General features: G+C 65.3%; 11 protein-coding genes. 6 read left to right on the forward strand and 5 right to left on the reverse strand.

The window, feature by feature from the left end; all coding sequences use genetic code 11:
• Nucleotides 1-342, reverse strand: a complete 342-nt coding sequence (locus C662_RS04450; protein WP_002925448.1) for an ATP synthase subunit I — start codon at nucleotides 340-342, stop codon at nucleotides 1-3.
• A 234-nt stretch (nucleotides 343-576) separates the two neighbouring features.
• On the opposite strand from C662_RS04450, the gene C662_RS04455 reads away from it, so the two are divergent.
• Nucleotides 577-1,911, forward strand: a complete 1,335-nt coding sequence (locus tag C662_RS04455) for an MFS transporter (protein WP_002925449.1) — start codon at nucleotides 577-579, stop codon at nucleotides 1,909-1,911.
• On the opposite strand, the gene C662_RS04460 is transcribed toward C662_RS04455, so the two are convergent.
• From C662_RS04460 to mnmG, 4 genes are all read right to left on the reverse strand, one after another.
• On the reverse strand, nucleotides 1,908-2,759 hold the full coding sequence (locus tag C662_RS04460; protein ID WP_002925451.1) for a ParB/RepB/Spo0J family partition protein: 852 nt from the start codon (nucleotides 2,757-2,759) through the stop codon (nucleotides 1,908-1,910). The genes C662_RS04455 and C662_RS04460 overlap by 4 nt on opposite strands.
• A gap of 14 nt (nucleotides 2,760-2,773) precedes the next feature.
• Nucleotides 2,774-3,544, reverse strand: coding sequence for a ParA family protein (locus C662_RS04465; RefSeq protein ID WP_002925454.1), 771 nt, complete (start codon nucleotides 3,542-3,544; stop codon nucleotides 2,774-2,776).
• Nucleotides 3,545-3,648: 104 nt separating this feature from the next.
• Nucleotides 3,649-4,302: a 16S rRNA (guanine(527)-N(7))-methyltransferase RsmG gene (gene rsmG, locus C662_RS04470; RefSeq protein ID WP_002925456.1), complete on the reverse strand. Its 654-nt coding sequence runs from the start codon at nucleotides 4,300-4,302 to the stop codon at nucleotides 3,649-3,651.
• Entirely contained in the window at nucleotides 4,299-6,227 is a 1,929-nt protein-coding gene (mnmG, locus tag C662_RS04475) for a tRNA uridine-5-carboxymethylaminomethyl(34) synthesis enzyme MnmG (protein WP_002925459.1), read from the reverse strand. Before mnmG ends, rsmG begins: the two co-directional genes overlap by 4 nt.
• 409 nt (nucleotides 6,228-6,636) lie before the next feature.
• Between mnmG and C662_RS04480 the strand changes: the two genes are divergently transcribed.
• From C662_RS04480 to C662_RS04500, 5 genes are read left to right on the forward strand one after another with little or no spacing between them, the layout of a single operon-like run.
• On the forward strand, nucleotides 6,637-7,002 hold the full coding sequence (locus C662_RS04480; protein WP_002925461.1) for a response regulator: 366 nt from the start codon (nucleotides 6,637-6,639) through the stop codon (nucleotides 7,000-7,002).
• 2 nt (nucleotides 7,003-7,004) lie between these two features.
• A complete protein-coding gene (locus C662_RS04485) occupies nucleotides 7,005-8,279 on the forward strand; it encodes a methyl-accepting chemotaxis protein (RefSeq protein WP_002925463.1) in 1,275 nt (424 codons plus the stop codon).
• Between the two features lie 8 nt (nucleotides 8,280-8,287).
• Complete coding sequence (locus C662_RS04490) at nucleotides 8,288-8,608, forward strand: STAS domain-containing protein (RefSeq protein WP_002925465.1); 321 nt, start codon at nucleotides 8,288-8,290, stop codon at nucleotides 8,606-8,608.
• A gap of 18 nt (nucleotides 8,609-8,626) precedes the next feature.
• A complete protein-coding gene (locus C662_RS04495) occupies nucleotides 8,627-10,852 on the forward strand; it encodes a chemotaxis protein CheA (RefSeq protein ID WP_002925467.1) in 2,226 nt (741 codons plus the stop codon).
• A 39-nt stretch (nucleotides 10,853-10,891) separates the two neighbouring features.
• Nucleotides 10,892-12,958 (forward strand): methyl-accepting chemotaxis protein, encoded by a 2,067-nt coding sequence (locus C662_RS04500; RefSeq protein ID WP_002925468.1) that lies wholly within the window; start codon nucleotides 10,892-10,894, stop codon nucleotides 12,956-12,958.
• Nucleotides 12,959-12,966: the final 8 nt, after the last annotated feature.

Genomic DNA, 12,966 nt, shown 5'->3' on the forward strand with positions numbered 1-12,966 from the left:
TCAGGTCTTCACCAAAAATGCAAATAAATTCGCTTTCAGCGCCAGAACGAGCCCGATCAGCATGCCCCCCCAGTGGAGGTCAGGATAAACGGCCCACACCAGCACCAACAATCCCACTATCGAGGCGACCTTGATGAATTCGCCTGCGACGAAGGCAGCCACCGTCGCCGACCCGGTCTTGCGCGTCATGGCCGTAAGGCGCATGGCGAAGATCCAGCTCGGCAATACACACGCCAGACCCGCTGCTGCTGCCGAGATCGCCCCGGCAACTCCGAACAGCGCGGCAGAAATCAGCGCGGCGAGGAGTGTAGCTAGCAACTGCAGTATGACGGCTTTAAGCATCGGTGTAACAGCTCCTGCGTCAAACGCGCGCAGGCGACCGCCCAAAATCCCGCGGATGGTAGGGGTTAACCGCAGTAAAGTCAAACCTCGGTTGCATTGCAGCAAGCACTTCCCGAGGCGTCGTGTATCTTATAGAAGTTGTATCACCAGCGGGGGCCGCAATGAACCGATCTGCGACAGTTCGCGCCGCCCGCCCCCCGTCACCTGCACTGCAGCCACAGCCCCCGCACAATCATGATCCGTACCCGCAAGGCCAGTCGCAGGGAGATCTTCGGCTGGTGCATGTTCGACTTCGCAAACCAGGCCTACACACTACTGATCATCACGGTGGTGTTCGGCGACCTGTACACCCGGGTGATCGTTGGCGACGCCCCCGATTACAGGCTCGGCAACCTGCTCTGGAGCCTTGCACTGTGCATCAGCTATGCCATGGTCGTGGTGAGTGCGCCGCTGCTCGGTGCGGTGATGGACCACGCGCAGGCCAAGAAGCGCATGCTGCTGGCGAGCTACCTCGTCACCGTGGCGAGCACCGCCATGCTCTACCTGGTCAGCCCGGGATACGTGTGGCTGGGGTTCGCGCTCATCGTGATCTCGAACACGACCTACTCCGCAGGAGAGTCCTTCATCGCCAGCTTCCTGCCTTTCCTCGGCGACAGCCACGAGATGGGGAAGATCTCCGGCCTGGGCTGGGCGCTCGGCTATGCGGGCGGGCTGGTGTCGGCCGGGTTCGTGCTGCTCTTCCTCGGCGAGGTGAGCGCGGAGAACTTCGAGCGCATGCGCTGGGTCGGCCCCTTCGCCGCGGCCTTCTTCCTGCTCGCCGCCATCCCGACCTTCCTGTGGGTACGCGAGCCTCGAGTGGGCCACCATCGCCGGCTCGACGCGGCGGTGCTGCGCGGCGCCTATGCGCGCCTGCTGGCGACCTTGCGCTCGGTATCGCAGTTCCCGGACCTGGGTCGGCTGTTCATGTCCATCCTGTTCGCGATGGCCGGGGTCTATGTGATCGTGGCCTTCTCCTTCATCTACGGCGCCCAGGTGATCGGATGGAGCGAGGCCACGCGCAACCTGATGTTCATCGTCGTGCAGATCACCGCCCTGCTGGGGGCGCTGCTGTTCGGCGCGCTGCAGGGGCGGCTCGGCGGACGTCTGACCTATTCGCTCACCCTCGTGCTGTGGATTGCAGCCATCCTGGCGATCTACTTCGTCGGCGAGCTGACCGCAGGCCTCAACAGGCAACTCGGTATCGAACTGAAGGTCGAGGAGGTATTCCTGTTCGCCGGGCTGCTGTCCGGCCTCAGCCTGGGTTCGAGCCAATCGGTGGGACGCGCCCTGGTAGGCATGTTCGCACCTGAGCAACGCGCGGCCGAGCTGTTCGGCTTTTGGGGCCTGTTCAGCAAGCTGGCGGCGATCTTCGGCATCTTCGGCGTCGGCCTGCTGCAGTGGCTGTTCGGCCTGCAGGGCGCAGTGCTGTTCTGCATCCTGCTGTTTGCGCTGGCCTTGCTGCCGCTCGCAGCGATCGACGAGGCGCGCGGCATCGCCGCCGCGCAGCGCGCAGACGCGCCTGCGCCCTAGCGCAGGCGGCCGAGCAGGCCGTCGAGCTGGTCGAGGCTGCCGAAGCGGATCGTGACCTCGCCGGCACCCTTCTTGTTGGCCTTGATCTTCACCGTCGCGCCAATCGCGTCCGACACCTCTTCCTCGAGCCGCAGCAGATCGCGGTCGGGCTGGGGCGCAGGCTTCTTCTGGCGCGGGTTGAGGATCTGCTGCACCAGGCGCTCGGTGTCGCGCACCGACAGCTGACGGGCGGCGACCTGGTTGCCGAGCTGGATCTGGCTGGCGCCGTCGAGCGGCAGCAATGCGCGCGCATGACCCATGTCGATGTCGCCCGCCATCAGCAGTTCCTGCACCGGCTTGGCAAGGTTGAGCAGGCGCAACAGGTTCGACGCCGCCGGACGCGAGCGGCCGACCGCATCCGCGGCCTGCTGGTGGGTCATGGCGAACTCGTCGATCAGGCGCTGGATGCCGCCGGCCTCTTCGAGCGGGTTGAGGTCCTCGCGCTGGATGTTCTCGATCAACGACATCGCCAGCGCGGCTTCGTCGGGGATCTCGCGCACCAGGCAGGGCACTTCGGCGAGGCCGGCAATCTGCGAGGCCCGCCAACGGCGCTCGCCGGCGATGATCTCGTAGGCATCGTCGCCTACCGGGCGCACCATGATCGGCTGCATGATGCCCTGCGCCTTGATCGACGCCGCGAGCTCTTCGAGCGAACCGGGGTCCATGCGCGTGCGCGGCTGGTACTTGCCCGGCTGCAGCGCGATCGTGGGCAGCGTCTGCAGCTCGCCCTTGTCGGCTTCGTCTTCCTGGTTGGCTGCGAGCAGCGCATCGAGGCCGCGGCCAAGGCCCTTGAGTCTGGGTTTGTTCATGTCGGTTCCGGTCTTCAGAAGGTCTTCGCGCGTTCGATCATCTCGTGCGCAAAGGCCATGTAGGCCTGCGCACCCTTGGCCGCCTTGTCGAACACCACGCCCGGCATGCCGTGGCTGGGCGCCTCGGCCAGGCGCACGTTGCGCGGCACGATGGCTCGGAACACCTTGTCGCCGAAGTGGCCCTCGAGCTGGGCGGAGACCTGTTGCTGCAAGGTGACGCGCGGGTCGAACATCACCCGCAGCAGGCCGATGATCTTGAGGTCGCGATTGAGGTTGGCATGCACCTTCTTGATCGTGTTGACCAGGTCGGACAGACCCTCGAGCGCGTAGTACTCGCACTGCATCGGGATGATGACGCCGTTGGCGCAGCACAGGCCATTGAGGGTGAGCATCGACAGTGAGGGCGGGCAGTCGATGAGGACGAAATCATAGTCGGCATCGAAGGCAGCGAGCGCGTTGCGCAGGCGTTTCTCACGCTGATCCAGATTGACCAGCTCGACCTCGGCACCGGCGAGGTCGCGGTTGGCCGGCAGCACGTCGTAGCCGCCGGTGGGCGAGGGCACGCGGACGCCGGCGAGGTCTACCATGCCCACGAGCAGGTGATAGACCGAGCTCTTCAAGCCGCGCTTGTCGACCCCGCTGCCCATGGTCGCGTTGCCCTGCGGGTCGAGGTCGATCAGCAGCACGCGCTGGCCGGCCTGGTGCAGGGCAGCAGCGAGATTGACGCAGGTGGTGGTTTTGCCCACCCCGCCCTTCTGGTTGGCAACGCAGAAAATCTTGGCCATGTCGGTTCAGGCTGTTCCGTATGCAGGGACCGCACGCAGGGTGCGAGTCCCGGAGTGTACTTCAATGCGGCGCCGCAGCAGACGCCCCTCTTCAGGGCTCAGTATCAGGCACGACGGATGACCAGCAGGTGACGCTCGGCATCCAGCCCGGGCACCACGAGCGCGTGGGTCTCCGCCACCACCCACCCGGCGGGCAGCGCAGCGATCTCGTCAGCCGGGTGGGCGCCCTTCATCGCGTACAACGCACCACCCTCTGCGAGCAGATGGCCCGAAAGGTTCACGAAATCGGCCAGACTCGAGAACGCCCGCGAGATCACGCCTTCGGCCGCACCGCCGGGCAGGCCTTGGGCCTGCACCTGTTCGACCCGCTTGTTGAGCACGCTGAAGTTGCCCAGCCCGAGCTCGATCTTCGCCTGTTGCTGGAAGCTCGCCTTCTTGCCCACGGTCTCGATCGAGCTGACCACCAGACCCGGACGCACGATCGCCAGTGCCACGCCCGGCAGCCCGCCACCGGAGCCGATGTCGGCCAACCTGCTCACGCGCTCGAGGTGCGGCAACACCGCCAGCGAATCGAGCAGATGATGGGTGATCACCTCCTGCGGGCTACGGATCGCGGTGAGGTTGTAGACCTTGTTCCACTTGAGCAGCAGCTCGCCGAAGGCGAGCAGGCGATCGACCGTTTCCTGCGGCAGGGCAAGCCCGAGAGCGGCGACCCCATCGCTGAACTGTGCCGCCCAGGGTTGCAGGCGGCCGCTCATGCCGCAGGCCTCCGCGCCGCCTCGTCCGCGGCCACACCGGTGCGCGCCGCCAGGTCGCGGCGCTTGAGCCACACCAGCAGCAGCGAGATCGCCGCCGGGGTCACGCCCTGAATGCGGCCGGCCTGGCCGATGGTTTCCGGCTTGTGCAGGTTGAGCTTCTGCTGCACTTCCTTGGACAGGCCGCGCACCTGGGCATAGTCGAGTTCGACCGGCAGGCGGGTGGCCTCGGCCTGGGCCTGCTTCGCCACCTCCTCCTGTTGGCGGTCGATGTAGCCCTGATACTTGGCTGCAATCTCGATCTGCTCGATGACCTGCGCGTCGGTCTCGCGCTCTTCCGGCGCTCCAGGCAGGCTCATCAGCGTCTCGTAGCTGGTCTCGGGCCGGCGCAGCAACTCGAAGTAGCGCTGCTCGCGCTCGAGCGCCTTGCCGAGCACGCGTTGCTGGTCCTCGGCGGGAATCGCCTCCGGTCGCGCCCACGCCGCCTTCAGTTGCGCGGTGCCGCGCTCGATCGCCTCGCGCTTGGCACAGAAGGCGGACCAGCGTTCGTCATCCACCAGGCCAAGCTCGCGGCCCTTCTCGGTCAGGCGCAGGTCGGCATTGTCCTCGCGCAGGCTCAAGCGGTACTCGGCACGCGAGGTGAACATGCGGTAGGGCTCGGAAACGCCGCGGGTGATCAGGTCGTCCACCAGCACGCCGAGATAGGCCTCGTCGCGACGCGGACACCATGGCTCGCGGCCCTGTACCTGCAGCGCCGCGTTGGCACCGGCGAGCAAGCCTTGCGCAGCGGCCTCCTCGTAGCCGGTGGTGCCGTTGATCTGGCCAGCGAAGTACAACCCGCCGATCGACTTCGTCTCCAGGCTGGACCTGAGGTTGCGCGGGTCGAAGTAGTCGTACTCGATCGCATAGCCGGGGCGCAGGATGTGAGCGTTCTCGAGGCCGCGGATGCTGCGCACGATCTGCAGCTGCACGTCGAAGGGCAGCGAGGTCGAGATGCCGTTGGGGTAGATCTCGTGCGTCTCCAGCCCTTCCGGCTCGAGGAAGATATTGTGGCTGTCCTTGTCGGCGAAACGGTGAATCTTGTCCTCGATCGACGGGCAATAGCGCGGCCCCACGCCCTCGATCACGCCCGAATACATCGGCGAGCGGTCGAGGTTGGCGCGGATCACGTCGTGCGTGCGTTCGTTGGTCTGCGTCATCCAGCACGGCAGCTGACGCGGGTGCTGGGCGGCGTTGCCGAGGAAGCTGAACACCGGCACCGGATCGTCGCCCGGCTGGATGCTCATCACCGAGAAGTCGATGGTGCGCGCATCCAGCCGCGGCGGCGTGCCGGTCTTGAGTCGGCCCTGCGGCAGCGTGAGCTCCTTCAGGCGCGCGCCGAGCGAGATCGCCGGCGGATCGCCCGCACGCCCGGCCGAGTAGTTCTGCATCCCGACGTGCACCAGGCCGTTGAGGAAGGTCCCTGCGGTCAGCACCACCGCCGGCGCCTCGAAGCGCAGGCCGATCTGGGTGACCACGCCGGTGACGCGGTCGCCGGCCACGGTGAGATCATCCACCGCCTGCTGGAACAGCCACAGATTGGGCTGGTTCTCCAGCCGACGCCGGATCGCCGCCTTGTACAGCACGCGGTCGGCCTGGGCGCGGGTGGCACGCACCGCCGGGCCCTTGGAGGCGTTGAGGATGCGGAACTGGATGCCGCCCTCGTCGGTGGCCGCCGCCATCGCGCCGCCGAGCGCATCGACCTCCTTTACCAGGTGGCCCTTGCCGATGCCGCCGATCGAGGGGTTGCAGCTCATCGCCCCCAGCGTCTCGATGTTGTGGGTGAGCAGCAGCGTGGCTGCGCCCATGCGCGCTGCGGCAAGCGCAGCCTCGGTCCCGGCGTGACCGCCGCCGACCACGATGACATCGAAACGAGTGGGATAGAGCATGGCGCGCTCCGGGCTGCAATGCGTGAACAAGGGGCGAGATTCTACGCCTTCAACGCCCGAGCGGCCAGGCATGCGCCCCATGTTTCACGAAATTACGCATTTTAAACAGCTGCTTATCACTTACCGTCGGGCAAGATCCAAGAGAGGCGACCACCCACCCGCCTTGCTCCGTCCCCGTCCGAGCGGTCCAACAAAGGCATCCGCGCGCTAAAGTCCTCGCGCCAAGCCCCCGTTAAGAACCCCAACGATTGGACTACAGTAACGACATTCGCTTCGAAGTGTGACATGGTTCGCGGAGCAGCCCGTGTAGGGACGAGGTTTGTAGACCTTGATCAAAGCTCAGTTCGCTGCTCGATGATGTCATGCCGGTGCCCTTCCCCATCATCAAGACCGACCCGGTTAACTCACAATGAAAACCATCTTCCTCGTCGATGACTCCGCCACCATCCTGCTGTCGATCTCCGGGATCCTGAGCAAGGCTGGCTACGCGGTAGAGAAAGCGCCGAGCGCGCTCGACGCCCTCAAGAAATTCCAGGGCGGCGTCAAGGCAGACCTGCTGATTACCGATCTCAACATGCCGGGCATGAACGGCATCGAGTTCATCAAGGAGGTGCGCAAGCTGCCCGCGTATCGCTTCATGCCGATCCTGTTCCTGACCACGGAGTCGCAGCAGTCCAAGAAGGCGGAGGCCAAGGCGGCAGGCGCTTCCGGCTGGATCGTCAAGCCCGCCTCGGCAGACGAACTGCTCAATACGATCAAGCTCGTCATGCGCTGACCATGAACTCCTCGATCTTCCTGCGTCGCTCACTGGTGATGCTGGGCGCCATCGCGCTCGCCGCCGGCGTCACGGTGTTCCTGTTCAACGAGTGGTTCAACGCCAGCTTCCTGCCGGCGCTGGGCATCCCCCAACCGCTCGGAAACGCGATCGGCGCAATGTTGATCGTCTTCGCGGCCTATCTCGGGGTGCGTCTGGTATCGCTCGCCGTCTTTCGCGACGCTGCATTCGGCCAGGAGATCACCCTCGACACGCTGCAGAACAACCGCGAACAAGCCAGCCAGGTCTGCCGGGAAATCGCCGTCGAGCTACGTGCCGTGCCGGCTTTCAGCGACGTGCTGCGCAAGCAACTCGACAGCGTCGTGCAGCAGACCGAACAGGCTGCCTACGACATCGGCGAGCGTCTGCAGACGATTGACGACGTGGTCAATCGGCTCAACACCTTCGTCACCGAACAGTCGAACGAGTCGACCGAGAGGGTGCATAGCTCGGAATCGCGCATCGCCAACAACCAGAAGCTCATCCGGCGCATGCAGCAGTACATCGACCATCGCATCCAGGAAGCCCGGGAGGATCAGGAGCGCGTCGCCCAGGTGGTCCGCGAGGCACGCTCGCTGGAGTCGCTGACCAAGCTGATCAAGGACATCGCAGCACAGACCAACCTGCTCGCACTCAATGCCGCGATCGAGGCAGCGCGGGCGGGCGAAGCCGGTCGCGGCTTCACGGTCGTTGCCGACGAGGTTCGCAAACTATCGACCGAGACGGAAAATGCCGTGCAGTCGATCAACCTTGGCATCCAGGGCGTGGCCTCGACGATCGAGACCCAGCTCAAGGAAAAACTGGCCGCCACCGATCTCGACGACGAACGTGACGCGCTAGGCCAGTTCGCCGTGCAGCTCGCCGAACTCGGCCAAAGCTACGAAGACATCCTGCAGAATCAATCCAGCGCAATGGACACGGTGCGCCAGAGCAGCAACGAACTGGCAGCGATGTTCATGGATGCGCTGGCGAGCGTCCAGTTCCAGGACGTCACCCGGCAGCAGATCGAACACACGGCCGAATCGCTCAGTCGCCTCGACCAGCACCTGGGCGTACTCGCCGAGCGGCTCGATCAGAGCGACAACCCCAGCTTCAGCTACACCCCGCTCGCGGAGCACCTGGAAGAGATCTATGGCCGTTACGTGATGGAGCAACAGCGCCACACGCACGAGCAGGTCACCGGCAAGACATCGTCAGGTACCGCAGCGGCAGCAAATCCAAAGATCGAACTTTTCTGAGTACGACCATGCCTGCGCGCAAGAAAAAGACCGGGGATCGCATCGCCATCGCCGAGGACATGAGCATCTACCACGCTGCAGCACAGAAGCAGCAGCTCATCGACGCACTGCACCACGCAGCCGAGCGCCTTGAGATCGACCTCTCCGGCGTCGCCGAAATCGACACCGCCGGCTTCCAGCTTCTGATGCTGGTCAAGCGCGAGGCACGCCGACTCGGCAAGGAGGCACAGATCATCGCGCACAGCGAGGCAGTACGCGACGTGCTCGATTTCTACAACATGGCAGCCGAGTTCGGCGATCCGCTGCTTATCCCGGCAAACCAGGCCTGATTCCGGACGCGCAGAACCATGGACGAGATCACCACCGTATTCGTCACCGAGAGTCGCGAACAACTCGCAACCCTCGAGTCGGCCCTGCTGCAACTCGAGAACAGCCCCGACGACGACGACACCCTGAACGCGATCTTCCGTAGCGCGCACACCATCAAGGGGGGCGCCGCGGTCATCGAATGCGGTTACATCGTCGCCTTCACCCATGTGGTCGAGAACGTACTCGACAAGTTGCGCAACCGCGAGATCAAGCTCGACTCAGACCTCATCGCGCTGCTGCTGGGCTGCGGCGACCACATCGGCAATCTGCTCGGCGTGCTCGAATCCGCTGCCAGCAGCCCCGACCCCGACCTCGCCGCCGAGGGCGAAGGGCTGCTCGCCCGCCTGCAGCGCGACTGGCTGTCGGAGACGAAGGCCGACTCGAGCTCGGGGCCGCCAAGCGCCATGCCGCCACCGATCGAGAGCAGCGGTGGCGGCATGGTCGAAACCGATTGCTGGCATATTTCGCTGCGCTTCGGCCCCGACGTGCTGAGGAACGGCATGGACCCGCTGTCCTTTCTGCGCTACCTCGGCAGCATCGGGCGCATAGAGCGCCTGGAGACCATCGCCGACGCCATGCCGAACGCGGAGGACATGGATCCCGAGGCCTGCTACCTCGGCTTCGAGATCAGCTTCTCGTCCAATGCCGACAAGGCCGCCATCGAGCGCGTCTTCGACTTCGTGCGTGATGACTGCAGCCTGCACATCCTGCCCCCGCACAGCCGGCTGGACGACTACCTGGCGCACATAAACGCCCTGCCCGAAGACCCGATGCGCCTGGGCGAGATCCTGGTGAAGGTGGGTGCGCTGACCCAGGCCGAACTCGACGAGGGGCTCAGGCTGCAGCACGCGGACGACGGCGAAACCGTGCTGGCCGAGGCTCAGGACGCTCCCGCCGAGCCCCACCCGATCGGCGAGATCCTCGTCGAGCACAAGGTCGTCCAGGCCGAACTGGTCGATGCCGCGGTCGCCAAGCAGAAGCAGGTCACCGAAAAGAAGGTCGCCGAGGCGCGCCTGATCCGCATCCAGGCCGACAAGCTCGACCGCCTCATCGACCTCGTCGGCGAGCTCGTCATCGCCGGCGCCAGCGTCAGTCTTCTAGCCAGTCGCAGCGGCCTGGGCGAGCTGGTCGAAGCCAACTCCATTACCAGCCGCCTGGTCGAGAGTATTCGTGACGCTGCGCTGCAACTGCGCATGGTGCAGATCGGCGAGACCTTCAACCGCTTCAACCGCGTCGTGCGCGACACCGCACGCGAGATGGGCAAGGACATCGAGCTGGTGATCAGCGGCGGTGAAACCGAGCTCGACAAATCCATGGTCGAGAAGATCGGCGACCCGCTGATGCATCTGGTGCGCAATGCCATGGACCATGGCCTGGAGCAGCCTGCGGCGCGCGAGGCCAAGGGCAAACCGGCGCGCGGCCGGCTCGAACTCAACGCCTTCCACGACTCGGGCAGCATCGTCATCGAGGTGGCAGACGATGGCGCCGGCCTGAACCGCGACCGTATCCTCGCCAAGGCGATCGAGCGCGGACTCGCCCAGCCTGGCCAGGCCCTGTCGGACGCCGAGATCTACAACCTGATCTTCGAGCCCGGCTTTTCCACCGCCGAGAAGGTCACCAACATTTCCGGCCGTGGCGTTGGCATGGACGTCGTCCGCCGCAACATACAGAGCCTGCGCGGCAGCGTCGAGGTCAGCTCCGAGATCGGCAAGGGCTCGCGCTTCGCCATCCGCCTGCCGCTCACGCTGGCGATCATCGACGGCTTCCTCGTCGGCATCGGCGATGCCGCCTACGTCATCCCGCTCGACAGCGTGGTCGAGTGTGTCGAGCTCTCGGTGGATGGCTTCACCCGCGACTACGTCAACCTGCGCGGCGAAGTCCTGCCCCTGGTGCGGCTGCGCCAGATGTTCGACATGGCGGGCGAGGCACCGGCGCGTCAGAACGTGGTCGTCGTACAGTACGCCGGGATCAAGTCCGGCATCGTGGTCGATCAGCTGATGGGCGAATTCCAGACCGTCATCAAGCCGCTCGGCAGCATTTTCCGCCACATCAAGGGGATTGGCGGCTCAACCATCCTCGGCAGCGGCGAGGTCGCACTCATCCTCGACGTGCAGGCATTGGTTCAGCGCTGCGCTTCGAGCGAGGAGCAACGCGCCGGCGGCCACGCCACCACGCGCGCACCCGCCTTGGCAGCCCGCAACTGACGGCGACCTGGCTCGCATCGATTTTTCCTGGAGTACATCATGAAGAACCTGAAGATCGGCATCCGGCTCGGCATTGGCTTCGCCATCGTGCTGCTGCTGCTGGTCGCCATCGCGGCCGTGGGCAGCCTGCGACTGAGCAACCTGCAGGCCGAAATCACCGACATCGTCAGCGACAAGAACGTCAAGCTGTCGACCTCGAACGAGATGATCGCGTCGATCAATCTGATCGGGATGTTGCACCGGAACATGCTGATCATGCGCGGCGAGCAGGACCTGCGCGACTTCGCGCAATCAACAAGCGCAGAACGCGCCAAGCTGCTGCGCAACCTGGAAGCCCTCGACCGCCTGAAATACAGCGACGAAGGCAAGCGGCAGCTCGAATCCGTCAAGTCCACCCGGCAGGCTTTCATCGGTCTGCAGCAAGAGTTCGAGGGGCTGATCCAGCAGCGCGACTTCGACACGGCGACCGCCATGTTCTCGGCGACCTATCGCCCAGCCTTCCTCGCCTATCTCGACGCGCTCAACAAGTTCATCGCCTACCAGACCGCGCTCACGCAACAGATCGGTGGCAATGCCGAAGTGCTCGCCGAGCGTTCCGTTACCGTACTGATCGGGCTGGCGATTGCCGCGCTGCTGGTCGGTATCGGCTTTGCCATCTTCATCACGCGCTCGATCACGCGCCCGGTGGGCGAGGTGAGCGCCGCTGCCGAGCGCATGGCCAGGGGCGACTTCGCCTTCGACCTCCAGTCCGACGCCAAGGACGAGGTGGGTAGCGTGGTGCGTGCAGTGGCCGGCGTCCAGACCAGCGTCAAGCGCATGATCGACGACGCCAGCATGCTGGCCGACGCCGCAATCGCCGGCAAGCTCGCCACCCGCGCCGACGCCAGCCGCCACGAGGGCGATTTCCGCAAGATCGTCGACGGCGTCAATGCCACGCTCGACGCCGTCATCGGGCCGCTCAACGTGGCCGCCGACTACGTCGACCAGATTGCCAAGGGCGCCATCCCCGCCCGCATCACCGACAGCTACAACGGTGACTTCAACACCATCAAGAACAACCTCAACACCGCCATCGACGCGGTCAATGCGCTCGTCACCGACGCCAACATGCTCGCCCAGGCCGCCGTCGAGGGCCGCCTGTCCACCCGCGCCGACGCCAGCCGTCACCACGGCGACTACGCCCGCATCGTCCAGGGCGTCAACGCCACCCTGGATGCGGTCATCGCCCCCATCGACGAGGTCAAGCGCGTCATGGTCGCACTCTCCGGGGGCGACCTCACCCAGAAGATCACCGACAACTACGCCGGCGACTTCCAGGTGCTGCAGAACGCAGTCAACGAGTCCATGGACAAGCTCGCCGAGATCATCGAGCAGGTCCGTGGCGCGGCCGATGCGCTCACCAACGCCGCAGGCCAGGTCTCGGCCACCGCTCAGAGCCTGTCCCAGTCCTCCTCCGAGCAGGCCGCCAGCGTCGAGGAAACCTCGGCTTCGATCGAGCAGATGAGCGCCTCGATCAACCAGAACTCGGAAAACGCCAAGATCACCGACGCCATGGCCACCAAGGCCGCCTCCGAAGCCGGCGAGGGCGGCCAGGCCGTCAAATCCACGGTCGAGGCGATGAAGAACATCGCCGGCAAGATCGGCATCATCGATGACATCGCCTACCAGACCAACCTGCTCGCGCTCAACGCCGCCATCGAAGCGGCCCGTGCCGGCGAGCACGGCAAGGGCTTTGCGGTGGTCGCCGCCGAGGTCAGAAAGCTCGCCGAGCGCAGCCAGGTCGCCGCCCAGGAGATCGGCCAGCTCGCCGGCAACTCGGTCCACCTGGCCGAGCGCGCGGGTACGCTGCTCGACGAGATCGTGCCCTCGATCAACAAGACCTCCGACCTCGTGCAGGAGATCGCCTCGGCCAGCCAGGAGCAGACCGCCGGCGTCGGCCAGATCAACAACGCCATGGGCCAGCTCAACAAGGCCACCCAGCAGAACGCCTCGGCCTCCGAAGAGCTTGCCGCCACCGCCGAGGAGCTCGGCGGGCAGGCCGGACAGCTGCAGGAGCTGATGGACTTCTTCACGGTGGTCAGCGCACACCGCGGTCGGGCGCGTTGAGGCTGGCA

Source organism: Thauera sp. 28 (assembly GCF_000310145.2).
GTDB classification, from domain to species: Bacteria; Pseudomonadota; Gammaproteobacteria; order Burkholderiales; family Rhodocyclaceae; genus Thauera; species Thauera mechernichensis.